Below are 17,833 nucleotides of genomic sequence, written 5' to 3' on the forward strand. Positions count from 1 at the left end.
CATTATTGTTTAGACTGACTAATGGTGAGTCAGGCGAAATCAGAATGTCTCTGAATGATACAGGACTGCACAGCCTGATTAGGCGGAGTCTTTTTCCTTCGATTTGATGTGGGCATCCACTAACCAAAGTCGGATGTGTTTTAAAAATCCGTCTTTCATTCCAAAGAACACGAAGTGGTTTAAATACCCCTCAGATGCTTTGTTTTCCTCGGAGTAATTCACGGTCGCGATGATTTCAGGCGTCTGGTGTTCCTGCACCCGCCACAAGATAAATTCGCGGAAGGCCCCGGTGGAAATGGCGCGGTGATACTTCATCACAAGTCCGGCCTCGGAAATCTGCGTGATCTCTACGGGGTTTGCAACCTTGGCAGGGATGACACCTTTGATATAGGGTAAGGACGTGGGTTCAACCGTGGTGATCGCGAAATTCGTGATTAGTTTTTTAGCGATATAAGGTTTATCCAGCGGTGCAAAGAAAATGTCTTTGCACCAGTGGCTCATGTCCATAACCTCCGGCGGAGCGATCTTGGTTCTGGAAAGAATGATCAACTGCGGAGTGCCTTTCCACTCCACACTGTGTTTTTTGCCCCGGGCCTGCATCTTTTCAACCAGGGACTGCCAGGTTTTTTCCTTTTCAACATCCAGCATGTGATAATTCACGATGACAAGGTCTGGATTGATTGCGGGATTCTGGCGATCTTTGCTGTCCAGATCCTGCAGGTCTGAAAGCAGTTGTCCCTGGCTTTTATAGCTGAAGACCTCCACATTCTGGAAGCGTTGATTCAGCATGGTTTTGAATTCAATATCCAAAGTCTCATCGTCATTCAAAAGGATGATGCTGGTTTTTGTGTTGCCTTTGGGCGTCTGCAGTTCAATGGTTTTGTGCTCTTTGTTCTGGATGATGTCGCGGCGGATCTTTGTGATTTGCGCAGGATCGGCGGCGACGAATTGGAATGTGCAAAGAAATTCCTTAATGGATATCTCCTTGCAGGCCACACAGACCGCGATAATACTTTTCTTGCTGTCTGATGAGAATGAATCACTGTAGTACTTGGTGATCGCGCCAATCTTAATTTCGTGATTATTCAGACTGGTGAAGCCGATTTCAGACAGGGATTGAAACTGAATGTCCTTAAGCATCTCAATAGTGGCTGAAATTTTCGCCGCCGTCAGTGTTGTGCTGGTCACAGGATGATGTCCGGTGAGGGCGTATTGCAGATGCTCTTTGACGATCAATTTATCAAAGGGCTTGTAGAGCACGTTATTGATGATGCGCTCCTCGGCCAATTTGATATCAAAATCGGGATTATCGAAGGCGGTCAGGATCAGGGCCGTGGGTTCGTGTTCTGAGCACATTTTTTTGCGAATAAAGAAGTCGCGGGCTCTGCGTACCAATCCCATGTTTTGGGTGCCCAGGAATTCGTTCTTGGCAATTACCAGACGCAGTTCGTCTGCGACTGTGGGTTCTGGAGTGTCAGAGAGGTCAGAGGGGTGTTTGTGGCCAGCGTTTGCCAGGGCTTTTGGGCCCTCAACCATCGCGATCTTAAGGAATTCATGAAATGAAGCCAGATCCTTGAAAAAGCGAATAGAGAGCTGAGGATCTATACTTTTTAGGCTGTCATATAGATCCTGACTGGTTCTCTCGTCGTCTTCCAAAATCAGGATGAACTTCATATTACTATTGTATATTGGAATGAGACTAAAAACCAGATGACTGGACCACTGTCCCGATGTGGGATTTTTTATCCACCCGCGCGTAGCTTATCTGAATAGAAAGTAGACCGCGCCGACCAGGCACAGGGAGGCCCACAGGTAATCCAGCTTTAAAGGCTGTCCCATATACCAATAAGAAAACCCGGCAAAGACCACCATGGTGATGACTTCCTGAATGATCTTAAGCTGTGGCAGTGTGTAGACTTCAGAGCCCAGGCGATTCGCGGGCACTTGAAAGATGTACTCAAACAATGCAATGGCCCAGCTTCCCAGGATCACAATCCACAGTGCTGAGCTTTTGAAGTTTTTTAAATGTCCGTACCAAGCAAAGGTCATAAAGACATTTGAGATCAATAGCAGCACGAGAGGGCTTACATACTGAAGCATTATTTATGAGTCCTTTGGTTGTAGGCGTGATTGCACAGCAAGCTGGCAATGCGGCGGTACTCACTCAGCAAATCCAAATGGATGGAGCTGGTGTTGATGGACGTATTTAAACCACGGTTCAAGCGACTAATGTGATTCTCTCTGAGGGAGATTTCCAATTTCGCGAGATCCCGTTTCAGTTGAATGGCCTCTTCGCAAAGCTCACGGTTTTGATAGGCATTGATAGCCATGGCAGAAACCTTCACCACTTGCTCGTGCATCTCGCGAATCTCGGCCCAGCCTTCGCCGGAGAACTCAAGCTTCAAGGCGTTCTTTTTGATCGCCAACGCCAGGATGTTGATGTCGATGGCATCCGCCGCACGTTCCGCATCAGACAGGAACATGATCATGTTCATGATATTTTGATGTACGACTGTGCTGGATTTATTGGCATGATCCAAAAGGAACATTTTGGTTTCGCGGTACAGGAAGTCCACCTTGTTATCGCGATCCTTGATGGAATCAAAGACTTTGGGATCATTGGTTTCAAAGAGTTTGATGGAGTCCTTGATCATACCCAGTACGATGTCGGCCGTGCGCATGATTTCGCGATTTGCGTAGGACACCGCTAGGGCGGAGCTTTGGTAATTGTTCATGTTCACGAACTCGGTGCCAAACTCCTCGGAAGCCGCCTTCGGGAACATCTTTTCAATCCACTGGGCACCTTTATCGATGAATGGATAGAAGATGATGGCAGAAATGACATTGAAAATTAAATGGGCATTGGCGATGGATCGCGCCACCGTCGTATCAAAGGTCATCAGGAAGTCGATGAATATCTGCGTGAATGGATAGAAGATCACAACACTGATGGTTTTATAGAAGAAATGCGCCCAGGCCACTTGGCGTCCGATGTAATTTCCACCAGCGGCCGAGATCAAGGCCACCGAAGTCGTTCCAATGTTGGCACCGTATACCCAGATCATGGCATCGTAAAAAGTGATCGCTTTAACTGCTGCCAAACTCATCGCCAGACCAATGGTGATCGCCGAACTTTGTACAAAAGCGCAAAAGACGATGGAAATCAGCAAAGAGTATCCAGGATTATCACGGACACTTTGAAAGAACTCCGTCAACATCGGGTTTTCGGCAAAGTGATGTGAAGATGTGGAAACCAGTTTCAGTCCCAGGAACAACAAGCCAAAGCCCATCATGACCAGGGATAGGTTTTTGAATACGGTCTTTTTGGATTTAAAATAAAACGCAAAAGAAATAGCAAACAAAGGCAGCGCATATTGGGTCAGGTCAAACGAGATCAGTTGAACCGTGATCGTTGTACCGATCGCAGTTCCGATGATCACACCCATCACTTGGCGAAGATTGATAACACGGGCAGAGCCGAGGCCTACCAGCATCGAAGTCGCCGCTCCTGAACTTTGCATCAGAGTTGTAAGCCCCACGCCCGTTAAAATGGAAAGCAGCTTGTTTTGCGAAAGGTGATTCAGAAGATGGGTGATTTTACCGGCCATCAGTTTTTCAAGGGAAGAACTGGTCAAGCTCATGCCGTACAGGAACAAAGCCACGCCGCTGATCAAGATGATGAAATAGGAATTCTGTGTATCAATCATAAAGATTCATCATAGCACCATTTTTCGTTTAAGGAAGGGCGAATTCTGATTTATGCTGAGTCCACCTCGGAGGAGAGTTTCATGGCAGATCTTAAAAAGCCGGTTTTGGTTGTGGCGGCGGTCATTCGCAAAAAGGATGACTCGGAAATGCGCATTTTGCTGGTGCGTCGAGGGCCCGGTCAAAGCGGTGCGGGCTTTTGGGAGTTCCCCGGAGGTAAAGTGGAGCCGGGTGAATCTCCGGAGCAGGCTTTGCGACGGGAGATTGATGAGGAGCTGGGGATTCAGATCTCCGTGGGTGACTTGGTCGGGGAGTTGGATTTTGACTATCCCTCCAAGACCATTCGCTTAAGAGTCTATGAGGCAACGACCACCGATAGTCAGCTCACGTTAAGTGAGCATGATGCATTGAAATGGTTGAAAGCCGCGGAGATTGTGACCGAGGACTTGTCGGCGGCGGATCGTCCTTTTGTAAAGGTGCTTCAAGGCAGTAAATAGCTTCGTTCCTGAGCTGTCGGCAGGCGGCAAAAGTCGCGGTGACCGAACCAAGTATAGCGGTTTTTTGCAACCATTTTATAAAGTGAGTCCCGAATAAATCCTGGAATGATCCAACCCAGTCGAGACACATTGTAGACGCCACCCAGTCCAGAAAGAATTTTAAGTACAGCTGCAGAACGATGGTAAATGCGACCTGACTCGTAGTAAACCACAGTGTCCAGAGACTCACGGTCCTGGGCTGGCAAAAGACTTTCTGCAGTGGTGCCTTGAAGTGGGGCAAATAAAAAATAATGATTCGGATCGCGAGAGATCACGGCGTCGACAAAGCCATTACAAAGGTGGCAGACTCCATCGAAAAAGACCACATTTCTCATTTTAGCATCGACATTTTCCATAGCAATCCTAGGTTACAATCATTATAATACATAAACAAGCTGTGGGGGTCCTTAGCTATGGAAGTATTTCTGTTTCCGTTAGTCAACGTGACATTGTTTCCACATACAACAAAGCCCCTGAATATCTTTGAACCTCGCTATTTGACTATGGTGAAGAACGCCGTAGCTCACAATAAGCCTATTGCCATGGGCTTTATTGAAGACCCTTCCAAAGTGGGGCCGGTGTCTCCGGGTGAGCCCGTGCCGTTCGTGCGTGAAATCGCAGGCTACGGCTATGCTCAGATTATCGAAGAGCGAGTGAACGGAACTCTTCTGGTCTTTTTGCAGGGGCAAGGCAAGTTACGTTTGAAACATACAGTTGACCACAAGACGCCCTACATTGTTTGTGAGGCCGATATTATACCCGAGCAAACTTTGGTGGATCCACAGCATTTGGTGCGCCTTCAGGGGCTGCATAAAGTTCTGATACGCTGGATTCACACCCATATTCCAGATCCCGCACAGCGCGACATGTTTTTAAGAAATATGAATTTGCCCGAAGAAGTCGTGGGGTCTTTTGCTTCTTATATGGTCAGAGACTATGATCTGCAGCAGATGGTGCTGGAAATTAACGACATCAACGAGAAGGTGGATTTTCTCCACCGTCTCACCGAATCCAATGAGCTGACTACTTAAGCCGGAGCCTTGCCGGCGTTTCGCATAAAAAACACCCATTGCAGCAAGGTCACCCAGATAACATGGGCCAGACACAGGTGAGTGACTTTCATCCACGTCGGGGCATGAAATACCAAAGTCCCAATTCCAAATAAAATTCCCAGGATCAGGATACCGCTCATCTGAGCGGATTTTTTTTGCACCAAAGGGTGCGACGCGGATTGGGACTTCAGCCAGAAAAACAGTGCCAGACTGCCGGCACCAAGAACGGCTAACAAAGGATGCAGGCCGCGCAGGCGCACCAGGAAGTGAGAATCGGTGGAGAGGTCAGCCATAAAGCCTTCAAACAAATTATCAGTTGGAAACAAAGAGTTTGAGAGTGAAGCCCAGGCTCCGGTGATACCCAAGAGCACAATGATCAACGGGAGATATTTAAATTTACGATAGCCCGGCATGGGAGCCGGCGTGGTGTCGCTCAATGTTGCGGCAGCAAATGCCAATGCCACGGAGCCGGTTAGAATGAACGAATTGATCTGATGCAGAGCCATGATGAAGGCGCGATAAGGAGTGTCGTTGGTTGTAACCAGACCAAACAATACAAGTTTTGCACCAAGCAGGGCTTCTGTGATCATGAACACCAATGTCGCCAGTGCGGCTTTGCGGGCGAAGTGACCCACGGGATAGACTTTGCGAGCCGCCCAGTAAAAATAAATCACGACAAAGCCGTAGATTCCTGACATCAGGCGATGTCCATACTCCACCCATGTTTTACCGCGTTGCGCTTCAGGAATCAGTTGGCCGTTGCACAGTGGCCAAGTGTCGCCGCAGCCGTCTCCTGAGTGGGAAATTCGCACCCACGCACCCCATAAAATGACCAGGATTGTGTAAATCAAAAGTCCAAATGCAAATTTCTTGTATTGAGCGCGTGTCATCATGTGCAAAGGGCTATCATGAGCTTGAAACTCGGTCAATAAACGGCTGTAATGGACAGCATGAGTAACGGACACCATCATCATCACAGTCATAGTCACGGTCATCACCATCATCACAGCCACGGTGGAGTCATAGGGCGCATGCGGTTTGCCTTTGTTCTGAACCTGGGCTTTGCCCTGGTGGAACTGGTGGGCGGCTATCTGACAAACTCCGTCGCAATCATGAGTGATGCTCTTCATGATTTCGGTGATGCGCTGGCTATGATTATTGCGATTTTCATGGAGAAACTTTCTCACAAATCCAGTGATCAGAATTTTTCCTACGGCTACCGACGTTTCTCAGTTTTGGGGGCGGTGATCACCGGAATGATTTTGATCGTGGGCTCTGTTTTCATTTTGGTGGAGGCCGTTCCTCGTTTGATCAATCCGCAGCAACCCCATGCCAATGGAATGTTATTGCTAGCGTTGTTGGGCGTGACCATCAACGGCATCGCCGCTTTGCGAGTTTCCAAAGGGACTTCATTGAACGAGCGCATGCTGATGTGGCACATGATTGAAGATGTGATGGGGTGGGTGCTGGTGTTGATTGGCGCCCTGGTGATGAAGTTCTGGGATCTGCCACAAGTGGATGCGGGATTGGCGATTGCTTTGTCCCTGTGGATCTTGTTTAACGTCTTTAAAAATCTGCGTGAGGCGACAAAAGTATTTTTGATGGCATCACCTTCAGGATCTTCGGTTGAAGCGGTCGTTGAAGAGATCAAGAAAATCGAAAACGTGGTGGATGTGCATCATGCTCACTTGTGGTCATTGGATGGTGAAAATCACGTATTCACCGGCCATGTGGTGCTAAAGGAAGAAGCCACTTTGTTTGAGATGCAGGCGGTTAAAAACGAAATCAAAAAAAGAATGAAAGCCTTTGGCATCATCGAAGCGACTGTCGAGACTGAAATACAGGGTGTTTCCTGTCTGGATCCGCAGCACTCCTAAGTGGAACTGTTTCTTTCTTCCACAATTCAGTGAAACTCCTTACGAACTGATGGTGTACCCCAAATATAATTTGCAAAACAGCTTGGATACCCACAGTTGCTCTATATAACTTTTTGATACCAGCCCCGATAAGTACTCACATATAGGGGCCACTGGTATGTTTAATAAAAATCCAAATAATAAAGGCAATGCGATATTGCTGGTTCTCGCCGCGATGGTGGTGATGAGCATCAGCTTCTATTACCTTTCAACATACGTCATTGGACAGCGCAAGCAAGTGGTTAAGACCAAGAATACGGTGAACCTGAAGTTCGCTGTCAACAGTGCCTTGGATTACGTGGTCTTTGGTATCCGCCAAAAATATTGCTTTGAAAATGTCACGCTTTTGCAAAACACCACCAGTTGTGACTGGAAACATGCCGGGAATGTCGAGCGTCTGGTGATGTCGGATGAACAGTTGCAGTCGTTGCAGGCGATGGCGATCGCGGGTACCAATATTGGTCCTCATGACCCGGATCTCGAGAAGCTGCGTTTGGATAAAATTGAATTGTCGCTGAAGTTCCCGGTGTCCTCAGCACATCCTTTGTTTCCGGTGGTCAACTCTCTGAAAAATGTCCTTAATGAAATCACGAATACGGTGGTGCCGGTATCATCCATGAGCGTGCTGCTGACTCGTCCATCGAATGCGGGCTATCTCCCTAAAGCTGGACGAGAAGTCTATATTCAAGCGCAAGTGTCTCTTTTGGACAATGCAGGGAATGTGATTCAAGTCGGGCGGGCTCCACTTACGGTGCGTTCTCAGTTGGCGGTTTATCCTCGTGAAATAGGTTCCTTTGCCTTGGTGTTGCCCGGTAATTTGCGCATGGATAAGGAGTGGAACGAGACGCCACCTGCAGATGATAAAGGTGCCGTGTACTTTCATAAATTTAACAGCAAAGGTGCTCTGGGTGAAAGTCAGGGATTGGTTTTCACCAGTCCCGTTTTTGTTAATGGTAATATTAACCTGCCGAATGATGGTGGGGCTCAGGGGAAATCTGCTTACGCGGGTGTGACCTTCGCAGACCGGGTGTATATGGGTAATGGCTGGATTCTTAGGCCCGATGATACTCAGTATGCACCCGTCACACAGGGTGGGGTGGCCGATCGCTATTGGTCGGACTCCCGCGTATTCGGAGGATTCTTAAAGGGCATTGAGAACGATGGGATGCGCGACTTGGGACTGGATGTGTTGTCGGGTCGTTCGAGCGGGTCCAATGGTGATGAGTTTGATTTGAATAAGCTTTGCGCGGATTTAAATCAAAAAAGTACCAAATTCGAATTCATGGAAGCCTCTGACTTAAAGGCGACAAAAAAGAATGAGGATAAAGATCCACCTGATGAAGACGGCTATTACACAAACTATCGCCTGACTCTGACTAACTATAACACGTTTTATGCCCAGAAAAATCCTTTGCCTGGTTACGTGACGAACGGTGATTGGAGTTCAGGAAGTGTGGCTGTTGATAATAAAGGTAAAGAAACGGGTGCCATTGCTTCTATTGAAGTCACTTACGGTCAAGATGCTGAAAATAAAAAAGTCATTGTGGATTTGGTTCGCGATGCTTTTATAACAGTGAAGTTGCCAACTCTGAATCCTGCACTTGAATCAAATCTCGCGTCAGCGTTAAGCAAGGCCCAGGATGACTATAAAAAGATTGTCGATTCTGCAGGACAGCCCAGCGCAGCTCTGACAGATTTAAAAAACAAAAAAGCGGCCAAGGAAATAGAGCTAAAAAATGCTGAAGATGCGTTAAAGCTTGAGAAGGAAAAAACCGTTCAGCCCGTGGTTGTGGCAACTCCGTCACCTTCACCAACAGTCTCTCCCACGGTTTCACCAGATCCGACAGCTTCACCATCACCGACGGGAACGCCGCAGGCATCGCCTTCGCCAACAGTGTCACCCTCACCCTCTCCAACAGTGTTGCCAACTCCTGCAGCCGATTCACCTTATCAGGATCCGGTAAAAATTCAGGAGCTGGAAGATAAAATACAACTTTTGAAAAACGAATTGAATAAACTGATTTCTGATATTGCCAAAAAAGAAGACGAAGAGGGCAAGGCCAGTGCTAAAGCCAAGAGCGAGGCTGAGTCTGATGTGCAGAGTGCCCAGAAGGCAGTGGATCGTTATAAAGAGATCAAGGAGAATCAGCCGGAAATTAAAGTCGACATGGACAACGCAAAAAGTTGGACTGGAAAAACCTATAAAGATCGGGTTGATCTGCAGGTAACCATTAAAAATGGTCAGAATCTGATAGACTCCCATGGAAATAGAATCAATGTGCTGTCGGTTAAGTTCAAAGCCTACGATGGTACTTACTTTAACAGTAAACCTATTCGCGCATCGACTCCTGCGGATCACTTGCAGGGTTATTTGAATTTCGGAATCAGTTCTTCGGGTGAAATAACACGACCCACAGTGCTTACCACCACTGCAGGCGTTGGAACGGGAACAGATGACGAGGAGAGTGCCGATCTGGCCGCCAAGTGCGAAGAGTACTACAACATGATCAATTCTCAATCTTTTGGCGCCGCCAACTGGGGGGCAAGCTTTTCGGCCTCAACCAGAAATTCCTGGAATTTTGCCGGTGATGTCACAACGACTGCCAAGGTTGAATACGCAGCGGCCGACAGAATCTGGGATTCTGATGATGAGGACTTCTATGTCAAATCGATCATTAAGAACTGTGTGATTAAACCGGGTTCAAGTTTTGTTTCAGGATTTTATACGTGTGAAAACTTAACGATCATGGGCGGTCGTACAAAACCACTGCGCATCGTGGGGACCTTTATTATTGCAAAATCCCTGAAGATTGATGAACAGGCAATTCGTACAGGGATCACTTGGAGTAGCATCTACTATCCACAAGCCACACAGGAACTGCGCGACCGTGGTGTTTTGTATCCGTTGTCGGATCCTGGAAATCTTAAAAAATGCGATCAGCTGCCTTCGCCGATTTGGCATCCGATGCCCTCCATTCAAGAAACCGCAGATCGTATGTCGTGCAACGTGATCAGTCTGCGAGCTCGGGCCAATCCATTTCAGTGGACGGCCGTTGATCCGGATTGTGGTATTCCCGTCGGCGCCACGCAAACGGTGCCGAATTGTAAACGACGCCTTTACCACTATTTCGTGATCGAGCAAGCCCGCGAAGGACAAGGACTATGATTAAGAAGAATATTTTTGGCAACATTCAAGGGCAAACTATAGTTGAAGCACTTGTGGCTTTAGGGTTGATCTCTGTGATTGGTCTTACTTTCGCGGGTGGAATGGTCTCATTGCGAAATACCTCCAAAGCAAGCTTAATGTCTTCCGCGACGGATCGTCAGGTTTCCGATATAGCGGAAAATATCAAAGCGGGTGTTCAGGACTATCAGGTTAATTTCAATTACGAACAGGCTAAGATCGATGATTTTCTTCCACCGGAAAATTTGCCCATGCTTTGGGATGTGGGAATGGTGGCCGAGAGAGGGAATTGCGATAAGTGTCGCGGTAGTTACGGATACATTATTCAGCCCTATGAAATCTATCGCGGTCTTTATTTAGTCACCTTAAGAATGACCCACAGCAGTTGGGCGCCGGAGAAGTTTCGGGACTATACTTTCGTGGTGAGTGCAAAATGATGATTCACAATCAAAAAGGTATCACTCTTGTTGAACTTGTCGTGGGTCTGGGCCTTTCGGCATTTGTTGTTTTAACCGTGGTCGCGGTTCAAGTTCAAATGGCGAAAGAGCAAACTGAATTAACAAGACAGCTGGATGATTCCATTGACCAAAACCTGGCGGAAAGAATTATCTTTAAGAATCTGAACGGAATCGATGTTTCATATAATAACATTGAAGTTGAAGACGACTATGGAAATAACTTTTATGATTTCTATCCTGATCTGACCACAAATGTTTTAAAGAAACGAGCGGATCGCGATTTCACTTTGAATCTGAGTAAAGCCAACAAAGTATTCTATGCATTGACTCAGGATTTTGCTTCGGGAGCAATGCTGAATTTTGATCCGGTATGGGCGTACGATGTTGGTGCGGATCCAGGGGATCCCAATAAACCCGCATCGTTGACTTTCAGTCCCGGTAAAAGTCGTCAATGGATCTCCAATGAAGAAAGTGGGGGGCGGCCTGGATTTTGGCGCGAAGGAAATATTTTGTTTTTCGATACACCAAATCGAATTCGTCCGGTTGTGAACGGTGTCGTCGATCGATTGATTCCACCACGCAGTCCGTATTATATGGGCTCAATCAACCCGCAATCAGGGGATAAATTGCAGAATATCACCGGTGATGCGGAAGGCATTTTTAAAATGACTCAACCGTCAAATGGCGCAGAAATTGCGAACCTTGATGTGTTCCTAAGAGCACTCCCTGCTGTGGGTGGTGGTCAGACTATTGTGCGCGCCCGCGTAGTGAAACTCGTAAAGTACTATGTGGAGCCGGACACCAAGAAAAACGCTGCTGACTACAAAGTCCAGCCTTTGAATTTATATTCCGCCGAGTATTTTAATGGTAAGTGGGAAGGCAAGACGTTGCTTGCTGATGGTGTGGACCGAATGATTCTGCGCCGTGATTCAGTCATAAAGCGAATGATTTACTTTAAAATTTATAAAGCAGAAAAGAAATAGTGGTCGCTAGGAGGGGAATACATGAAAGCAGCTGTTTTATCGTTAGCGGTCTTGCTGCCGACATTTAGCGTGTACGCTGATCAAAACGTACTCTCGAATAGTACTGAAGTGCCGATGTCAGTGAATTCAGTCAATGCAGGTGAAGCTATTTCCAGTGCGCCGGCATCAGGGACGGTCACACGATCCGGCAAAGATACGATGACAGTTCGTCTGATAAACTCCTGCTTTCCAACCAACTTACGGGCAGTGACGAATCCTCTTGCTAAAAGCTCTCTGGTCACGGCAGACATTAATATTCTGGTTGGAACCAAAATCTATAATATTGGTGCCGAATTTCCCTCTGTCATTGTGACTCGTGAAGGAACTGGCACGGTGGGTAGTGGCCAAGTCGGAAACATCAGTTCATCGAAAGTAAAAATGATTCCGGCAGGAGGCACAGCTGCCATTTACGGAAATATTCTGGAATTTAAAACTAAAATTCCAACGAATGTGACGGTTGATAACTCTGGCGGTATTTCAATTAGCAAAGAAACGGTTGGGCTTGGCACAATGTCTTTTGAACAGGAGATCATTGATTGCAACACCGGCCCGGTATTTGGTGACTACGGGTGGTCGGCAAAAATGCCAACCTATGGCTGTGGTGAATTCATGGGTCAAGATGGTTTGGTGAGTGCGACAATTGGTGGTTTCAATGTTTCGCCTGACCGTTCTATAGTTGAGGTCTTTATCAGCTATCCTGGAGAGACTGGATTTTGCGGTGGCTTCTGGTCACCTTTGATGGTGTTCTTTGATGATAAGCTTCCGATCTTTGACAATGTCTCTGATTTTCCTTTGAATCCAGGCGGAAAAGTCTATTGGCCCAGAGCGAATAGCCCTGGATTTTTTCTGGCTCTGGATCGGGACAAGAATGGGAGTATTGATAAAAAAGATGAATTGTTCGGAGATAATAACTCTGACGTAAATGGTTTTGAAGCGTTGAAAAAACTCGACACCAACAAAGACGGCGTTATTGATTCCAGGGATCAGGACTTTAAACGCCTGGTCTTGTGGAATGATAAAAACGGCGATGGGGTTTCGCAGTCCAGTGAGATGAAAAAAGCGAGTCTCAAATTGAATAAGATTTCACTCAACTACACGCAGTTTTTTGAAAACCGCGGAAAGAACGCAGAGATTCGTGAACGATCCAAATTCTGGTACACCGATGCGAAAGGGAAAACCCGAAAAGGCAATGTCTATGACATTTGGTTTGCTCCGTACATTCAAACAAATCTAGCCGGAGGTAAATAGCATTAAGTTTGCGTGAATCCATAGGAATTCTTTGGTAACACTTCACTATGATTCGGAATGATACAAAGTAGCGGTCCGAAATCGAACTTTAAGTAGTATCACACGCTAATTACTTAAGAATTCTGGGATTATTGCGATTTTTCAATAAATCTTGTTCGTTTCCTGTCCGATAAGGACTCATATAGGAAACGTCGGTATGTATAGGACTATTGGAAATAAAAAAGGTAACGCGATAATGCAGGTTCTCACGGCCATGGTCGTGTTGAGCATCAGTTTTTATTTTTTATCCTCTTACGTCATCGGTCAGCGTAAACAAGTCGTTAAAACCAAAAACGTGGTGAACTTAAAGTTCGCGGTGAACAGTGCGCTGGACTACGTGGTCTTCGGTGTTCGTCAAAAGTATTGTTTTGAAAACAACACCTTAATGCAAAACACAACAAGCTGTGATTGGAATCACGCCGGTAACGTTGAACGCCTGGTGATGTCTGATGAACAATTGCAGTCCTTGCAGGCGATGGCGGCTTCCGGGACGAATATTGGTCCACATGATAAAGATCTGGATAAACTGCGCCTGGATAAAATTGAATTGTCCTTGGTGTTTCCGGTCTCAGCAAATCATCCTCTATTCCCGGTTGTAAATAATTTGAAAAATGTGGTGGATGAAGTTTCAGGCGCGGTCGTGCCTGTGAAAGCCATCAAAGTTCTCCTGACTCGTCCAGCGAATTCGGGCTATCTGCCGAAAGCAGGTCGCGAAGTTTACGTTCAAGCACAGGTTTCTTTGATCGATAAAACAGATAAAGTTGTTCAAGTGGGAAGAGCGCCGCTGCAAGTTCGCGCTCAACTTGCAATTTATCCACGTGAAGTGGGTTCCTTTGCATTGGTACTTCCCGGCAACTTGCGCATGGATAAAGAGTGGAATGCTTCCCAAACGGATAAAGGTGAGGTCGTATTCCACAAATTCAACAGCAAGAATGATCTGGGTAACAGCACGGGGTTGGTCTTTAAAAGTCCTGTTTTCGTGAATGGCAATATCACTTTGCCATATGATTCGGGTAGTGGCGGTAACTCAAGCTATGCGGGTGTTACTTTCGCAGACCGTGTCTATATGGGTAATGGTTGGATCTTAAGACCGGATAACAGTCCCTATGCTCCTGTCACCCAGGGCTCCTTGCCGGATCGTTTCTGGTCTGACTCCCGTGTGTTTGGTGGATTCCTGGGCGGTATTGAAAATGATGGTATGCGCGACTTGGGATTGGACGTCATGTCGGGCCGTGCTTCGGGTTCATCGGGAACTGAATATGATTGGAATAAAATCTGTTCTGAGTTGAATCAAAAAAGTTCAAACCTGGAATACATGGAAGCTTCCGATGTGACTGCGAAAAAGACGGAGTCTACGGATCCGACCAAAGATGGTGAAGGCTATTACACTAACTATCGTACGGTTCTTACCAATTACAATACTTTCTATGCTCAGAAAAACCAATTGCCAAATAACCCAGTATTGACGGGTGATTGGTCAACCGGTAAGTGGGAAATTGATAACAAAGACAAGTACTCGGGTGCCATTGCCAAGTTGGAAATGCTCTATGGCTCTGGCTCAGACGAACGCAAGTTTGCGGTTGATCTTGTTAAAGACGGTTTCGTGGAGATTACGCCACCAGTCTTGAATCCAGCACGCCTGGCCACAATTAAAACGAATTTGAATAATGCAAAAACAGCGTTGAAAAATGCCCAGGATACAAGTGATCAGCAAAGCTCAAATCTAAGCAGTTTGAAGGCGCAAAGATCAGCAGCTGAATCTGATCTGCAGACGGCGAAAGACGATCTGGCGGCCGAGTCGGGAAAACCAGTGGAGCCAGTCGCGACTCCAGAACCTTCTCCAACAGCCACAGTGTCTCCGTCTCCAACAGCCACGGGCTCACCGGATCCAGAGGCGACCGTTGAACCATCTCCAACAGTATCTCCGACTGTAAGCCCATCGCCGACGGTGTCGCCAACGCCGGTGCCTCCTGGTACTTATCAGGATGCAAGTGTGATTACAAAACTTGAAAAGAAGATCGCCAAGCTGACCACGCAAATCAATGATCTAAATCAGCAGATTGCTTCGTTGGAAAACGTGCAAATGCCTGCGACATCTTCGGCCAAGGATACAGCACAAGCGAACGTAACCAAGTATCAGGCACAACTTGATGATTATGAAGAACTGAAAGATCACTTACCGGTCGTGAAGATTGACCTGGATAAGGTTTATAGCTGGTCTGGTAAGGAGTATAAGGACCGTATTGACGTGCAGATCACGATCAAAAACGGGCAGTATCTGGTTAATAAAGATGGTGTAAGAATAAACTCGTTGTCGATCCGTTTTAGAGGTTACGACGGGACTTACTATAACAGTACTCCGATTCGTTCCAATGCCGATCCTAATCACTTGTCTGGTTACTTGAATTTCCAAATCGCAAGCAACGGCTCCCTGACTCGTCCAACGGCGTTGTCTCTGACGACGAACGCAGGTACTGGTACAGTTGATGATGAATCCGCTGACTTGGTAGCAAAGTGTGATGAGTACTATAATATGATCAACTCGCAGTCCTTCGGGGCCGCTAATTGGGGTTCAAGCTTCTCCTCTTCGACTCGTAAGTCCTGGAACTTTGCCGGGGAGGATAATGCAACGACGGCAGATCCAGTGGCCGGGAACAGAACTTGGGCCACGGATGATGCGAAGTTCATGGTCAGATCTATCATTGGGGACTGTACAATTAAAGCCGGCGCTACATTTGTGACGGGTCTTTATACTTGTGACAACCTGGTGATCGAGGGCGGTCGTACAAAACCACTGCGCATCGTGGGAACTTTCATCATTGGCAAATCATTGAAAATCAATGAGCAGGCGATCCGCACGGGTATCACATGGACAAGTATCTACTATCCGCAAGCAACACAGGAGCTTCGTGCCCGCGGAATCTTGCATCCTCTTTCTGATCCGAGTAACAAAACGAAATGCGACAACCTGCCGTCTCCAATCTGGCATCCAATGCCATCGATTCAAGAAACAGCAGATCGTATGAACTGTAACGTAATCAGCCTGCGCGCAAAAGCGGATCCATTTAAGTGGACCGCAGTGGATCCGGATTGCGGTATCCCGGTAGGGGCAACTCAAACTGTGCCGACTTGTAAACGTCGTATTTACCACTACTACGTAGTAGAGCAAGCCAGAGAAGGGCAAGGACTATGATGAAAAAATCATTGTTCAAAAACAGGAACGGTCAAACCATCATCGAAGCCCTTGTGGCTTTGGGATTGATCTCAGTCATAGGGCTGACCTTTGCGGGCGGTATGGCGTCTTTGTATAAGACTTCGCAACAAAGTTTGATGGCGGGTTCCACAGATCGCCAGGTTTCAGATATTGCTGAAAACATCAAAGCCGGTGTGCAGGACTATCAGGTGAATTTCAATTACGATCAAACCAAGATCGATGATTTCCTGCCTCCGGATAAACTTCCCATGCTTTGGGATATCGGTCGTGTGGCAGAACGCGGGAATTGCGATACTTGTGAGGGAAGTTTCGGATATATCATTCAGCCCTATGAACTTTACCGTGGACTTTATCTTGTGACTTTAAGAATGACCCATAAGAGCTGGGCACCGGAGAAATTCCGGGACTACACATTCGTGGTGAGTGCAAAATGATGATGCGCAATCAGAAAGGCTTAACAATAGTTGAACTCATGGTCGGGATAGGTTTATCCGCGGTTGTGATTCTTGTTGTTGTCGCCGTGCAAGTACAGATGGCCAAAGAGCAAACGAAGCTGACTCGTCAGCTGGATGACTCTATTGACCAGAATCTGGCCGAGCGTATTATCTTTAAAAATCTCAATGGTCTTGAGGTTTCTTATAACAACATCGTGGTTAACGATGATAACGGCAATAACTTTTATGACTTCTATCCCGATGTCACAGAAAACGTTTTGCTCAAAAGAGCGGATCGCGAATTCACGCTGAGCCTCAGCTCCGGAAAATCCGAGTTCTTTGTGGTGACTCAGGACTTTGCTTCGGGTCCACTGTTGAACTACGACCCGGTTTGGGCCTATGACGTGGGTGCGGATCCGGGAGATCCCAACAAACCAGCTTCATTGACTTTCAACGGTGCGAAAAGTCGTAAATGGATTTCCAACGAAGCCAATGGCGGTCGTGCAGGTTTTTGGAAAGATGGAAATGTTTTGTTCTTTGATACACCAAGCCGCATTCGTCCATTGAAAGACGGGGAAGTGGATATTTTAGTTCCACCACGCAGTCCTTTCTATCTGGGTTCCATCGCCGTACAGGCAGGGGATAACCTGCAGAATATTTCCGGTGGTGTTGAGAAAATGTTTAAGATGACACAGCCATATAATGGCAATGCGATCACCAGCCTGGATAATTTCCTAAGAACACTTCCCTCGGTGGGTGGTGGTCAGACGATTGTTCGCGCGCGGGTGGTGAAAATCATCAAGTACTATGTAGAGATTGATAAAAATAAAAATGCCGCGCATTACGATAAGCAACCGCTGAGCTTGTATGCTGCTGAATATCGCAATGGCAAATGGGTCACGCTGACCATGCTTTCAGACGGGGTCGAGAAAATGGTTCTTCGCCGCGACTCAGTCATGAAAAGAATGATTTATTTTAAGATTCATAAGGTTAAGAAAACCAAGATTTGATCGTTTAAGGGGGAG

15 protein-coding genes are annotated in these 17,833 nt (G+C 46.8%); 10 read left to right on the plus strand and 5 right to left on the minus strand.

What is annotated here, in order from left to right:
* Positions 1-78: 78 nt before the first annotated feature.
* The 3 genes from ACLVWR_RS14325 to ACLVWR_RS14335 form a co-directional block, all read right to left on the minus strand.
* Entirely contained in the window at positions 79-1,674 is a 1,596-nt protein-coding gene (locus ACLVWR_RS14325) for a hypothetical protein (RefSeq protein WP_413581310.1), read from the minus strand.
* A gap of 87 nt (positions 1,675-1,761) precedes the next feature.
* On the minus strand, positions 1,762-2,100 hold the full coding sequence (locus ACLVWR_RS14330) for a DMT family protein (RefSeq protein WP_340599432.1): 339 nt from the start codon (positions 2,098-2,100) through the stop codon (positions 1,762-1,764).
* On the minus strand, positions 2,100-3,707 hold the full coding sequence (locus ACLVWR_RS14335; RefSeq protein ID WP_413581311.1) for a Na/Pi cotransporter family protein: 1,608 nt from the start codon (positions 3,705-3,707) through the stop codon (positions 2,100-2,102). The genes ACLVWR_RS14330 and ACLVWR_RS14335 overlap by 1 nt, the downstream gene beginning before the upstream one ends.
* An 81-nt stretch (positions 3,708-3,788) precedes the next feature.
* Here ACLVWR_RS14335 and ACLVWR_RS14340 point away from each other — a divergent pair, with 81 nt between their 5' ends.
* Entirely contained in the window at positions 3,789-4,202 is a 414-nt protein-coding gene (locus ACLVWR_RS14340; protein WP_413581312.1) for a (deoxy)nucleoside triphosphate pyrophosphohydrolase, read from the plus strand.
* Here the strand turns inward: ACLVWR_RS14340 and ACLVWR_RS14345 are convergent.
* Positions 4,187-4,597, minus strand: coding sequence for a thiol-disulfide oxidoreductase DCC family protein (locus tag ACLVWR_RS14345; protein ID WP_340599429.1), 411 nt, complete (start codon positions 4,595-4,597; stop codon positions 4,187-4,189). The two genes, ACLVWR_RS14340 and ACLVWR_RS14345, sit on opposite strands and share 16 nt — an antisense overlap.
* 57 nt (positions 4,598-4,654) lie before the next feature.
* On the opposite strand from ACLVWR_RS14345, the gene ACLVWR_RS14350 reads away from it, so the two are divergent.
* Positions 4,655-5,272 (plus strand): LON peptidase substrate-binding domain-containing protein, encoded by a 618-nt coding sequence (locus ACLVWR_RS14350; protein ID WP_340599428.1) that lies wholly within the window; start codon positions 4,655-4,657, stop codon positions 5,270-5,272.
* Here the strand turns inward: ACLVWR_RS14350 and ACLVWR_RS14355 are convergent.
* Positions 5,269-6,297, minus strand: a complete 1,029-nt coding sequence (locus ACLVWR_RS14355; RefSeq protein WP_413583508.1) for a COX15/CtaA family protein — start codon at positions 6,295-6,297, stop codon at positions 5,269-5,271. The two genes, ACLVWR_RS14350 and ACLVWR_RS14355, sit on opposite strands and share 4 nt — an antisense overlap.
* A 27-nt stretch (positions 6,298-6,324) precedes the next feature.
* Between ACLVWR_RS14355 and ACLVWR_RS14360 the strand changes: the two genes are divergently transcribed.
* The 8 genes from ACLVWR_RS14360 (at position 6,325) to ACLVWR_RS14395 (ending at position 17,818) form a co-directional block, all read left to right on the plus strand.
* Entirely contained in the window at positions 6,325-7,170 is an 846-nt protein-coding gene (locus ACLVWR_RS14360; RefSeq protein ID WP_413581313.1) for a cation diffusion facilitator family transporter, read from the plus strand.
* A 157-nt stretch (positions 7,171-7,327) separates the two neighbouring features.
* Positions 7,328-10,375 (plus strand): hypothetical protein, encoded by a 3,048-nt coding sequence (locus ACLVWR_RS14365; protein WP_413581314.1) that lies wholly within the window; start codon positions 7,328-7,330, stop codon positions 10,373-10,375.
* Positions 10,372-10,830 carry a type IV pilus modification PilV family protein gene (locus tag ACLVWR_RS14370; protein ID WP_413581315.1) on the plus strand — a complete coding sequence of 153 codons (459 nt, stop codon included), beginning with the start codon at positions 10,372-10,374 and terminating at the stop codon, positions 10,828-10,830. The genes ACLVWR_RS14365 and ACLVWR_RS14370 overlap by 4 nt, the downstream gene beginning before the upstream one ends.
* Positions 10,827-11,834, plus strand: coding sequence for a hypothetical protein (locus ACLVWR_RS14375; protein WP_413581316.1), 1,008 nt, complete (start codon positions 10,827-10,829; stop codon positions 11,832-11,834). The genes ACLVWR_RS14370 and ACLVWR_RS14375 overlap by 4 nt, the downstream gene beginning before the upstream one ends.
* Positions 11,835-11,855: 21 nt before the next feature.
* Complete coding sequence (locus ACLVWR_RS14380) at positions 11,856-13,121, plus strand: EF-hand domain-containing protein (protein ID WP_413581317.1); 1,266 nt, start codon at positions 11,856-11,858, stop codon at positions 13,119-13,121.
* Positions 13,122-13,317: 196 nt separating this feature from the next.
* Positions 13,318-16,353, plus strand: a complete 3,036-nt coding sequence (locus ACLVWR_RS14385; protein ID WP_413581318.1) for a hypothetical protein — start codon at positions 13,318-13,320, stop codon at positions 16,351-16,353.
* Positions 16,350-16,808, plus strand: a complete 459-nt coding sequence (locus ACLVWR_RS14390; protein ID WP_413581319.1) for a type IV pilus modification PilV family protein — start codon at positions 16,350-16,352, stop codon at positions 16,806-16,808. The genes ACLVWR_RS14385 and ACLVWR_RS14390 overlap by 4 nt, the downstream gene beginning before the upstream one ends.
* Positions 16,805-17,818 (plus strand): prepilin-type N-terminal cleavage/methylation domain-containing protein, encoded by a 1,014-nt coding sequence (locus ACLVWR_RS14395; protein WP_413581320.1) that lies wholly within the window; start codon positions 16,805-16,807, stop codon positions 17,816-17,818. Before ACLVWR_RS14390 ends, ACLVWR_RS14395 begins: the two co-directional genes overlap by 4 nt.
* Positions 17,819-17,833 lie beyond the last annotated feature (15 nt).

The organism is Bdellovibrio sp. HCB288 (genome assembly GCF_047305935.1).
In the GTDB taxonomy this organism is placed as follows: domain Bacteria; phylum Bdellovibrionota; class Bdellovibrionia; order Bdellovibrionales; family Bdellovibrionaceae; genus Bdellovibrio.

Excerpts from the sequence above, each read along its gene's own strand:
- ACLVWR_RS14325 (WP_413581310.1), bottom strand. The coding sequence starts at position 1,674 with ATGAAGTTCATCCTGATTTTGGAAGACGACGAGAGAACCAGTCAGGAT.
- ACLVWR_RS14330 (WP_340599432.1), bottom strand. The coding sequence starts at position 2,100 with ATGCTTCAGTATGTAAGCCCTCTCGTGCTGCTATTGATCTCAAATGTC.
- ACLVWR_RS14335 (WP_413581311.1), bottom strand. The coding sequence starts at position 3,707 with ATGATTGATACACAGAATTCCTATTTCATCATCTTGATCAGCGGCGTG.
- ACLVWR_RS14340 (WP_413581312.1), top strand. The coding sequence starts at position 3,789 with ATGGCAGATCTTAAAAAGCCGGTTTTGGTTGTGGCGGCGGTCATTCGC.
- ACLVWR_RS14345 (WP_340599429.1), bottom strand. The coding sequence starts at position 4,597 with ATGGAAAATGTCGATGCTAAAATGAGAAATGTGGTCTTTTTCGATGGA.
- ACLVWR_RS14350 (WP_340599428.1), top strand. The coding sequence starts at position 4,655 with ATGGAAGTATTTCTGTTTCCGTTAGTCAACGTGACATTGTTTCCACAT.
- ACLVWR_RS14355 (WP_413583508.1), bottom strand. The coding sequence starts at position 6,297 with ATGATGGTGATGACCGTGACTATGACTGTGATGATGATGGTGTCCGTT.
- ACLVWR_RS14360 (WP_413581313.1), top strand. The coding sequence starts at position 6,325 with ATGCGGTTTGCCTTTGTTCTGAACCTGGGCTTTGCCCTGGTGGAACTG.
- ACLVWR_RS14365 (WP_413581314.1), top strand. The coding sequence starts at position 7,328 with ATGTTTAATAAAAATCCAAATAATAAAGGCAATGCGATATTGCTGGTT.
- ACLVWR_RS14370 (WP_413581315.1), top strand. The coding sequence starts at position 10,372 with ATGATTAAGAAGAATATTTTTGGCAACATTCAAGGGCAAACTATAGTT.
- ACLVWR_RS14375 (WP_413581316.1), top strand. The coding sequence starts at position 10,827 with ATGATGATTCACAATCAAAAAGGTATCACTCTTGTTGAACTTGTCGTG.
- ACLVWR_RS14380 (WP_413581317.1), top strand. The coding sequence starts at position 11,856 with ATGAAAGCAGCTGTTTTATCGTTAGCGGTCTTGCTGCCGACATTTAGC.
- ACLVWR_RS14385 (WP_413581318.1), top strand. The coding sequence starts at position 13,318 with ATGTATAGGACTATTGGAAATAAAAAAGGTAACGCGATAATGCAGGTT.
- ACLVWR_RS14390 (WP_413581319.1), top strand. The coding sequence starts at position 16,350 with ATGATGAAAAAATCATTGTTCAAAAACAGGAACGGTCAAACCATCATC.
- ACLVWR_RS14395 (WP_413581320.1), top strand. The coding sequence starts at position 16,805 with ATGATGATGCGCAATCAGAAAGGCTTAACAATAGTTGAACTCATGGTC.